General features: G+C 66.2%; 1 protein-coding gene. It reads left to right on the top strand.

Features of this window, described 5'->3' with window-relative positions; all coding sequences use genetic code 11:
• Window positions 1–56: 56 nt before the first annotated feature.
• Window positions 57–266 (top strand): hypothetical protein (locus tag E0702_RS17635; RefSeq protein WP_205742084.1); only part of this gene is annotated, 210 nt, incomplete at its 3' end.

Genomic DNA, 266 nt, shown 5'->3' with positions numbered 1-266 from the left:
CACTGCCGCTGAAGACCAGAGGTCTGAAGGTCGAACAGCAGCGGGATGGGGGTGTGTTGTTCACCGACAAGAAGTCGAAGAAGACCGCGACGATGCCGGCCCCGGTCATGTGGGACGCCACGGTCGACGCGGTCTCGGGTGAGCACACCCGCCGCGCGAAGGTCGGGCTGAAGGTCGTCAAGGCCAAGGACGGCGTCGACCTGGTCATCACCCCCGATGCCGGCTTCCTCGCCGATCCGGCGACGGAGTACCCGGTGACAGTCGAC

Origin of the sequence: Halomonas marinisediminis, from assembly GCF_004347715.1 — a bacterium.
In the GTDB taxonomy this organism is placed as follows: Bacteria; Pseudomonadota; Gammaproteobacteria; order Pseudomonadales; family Halomonadaceae; genus Halomonas; species Halomonas icarae.
Note: the sequence above shows the minus strand (reverse complement) of the source record. Positions and strands in the feature narration are given on the sequence as shown.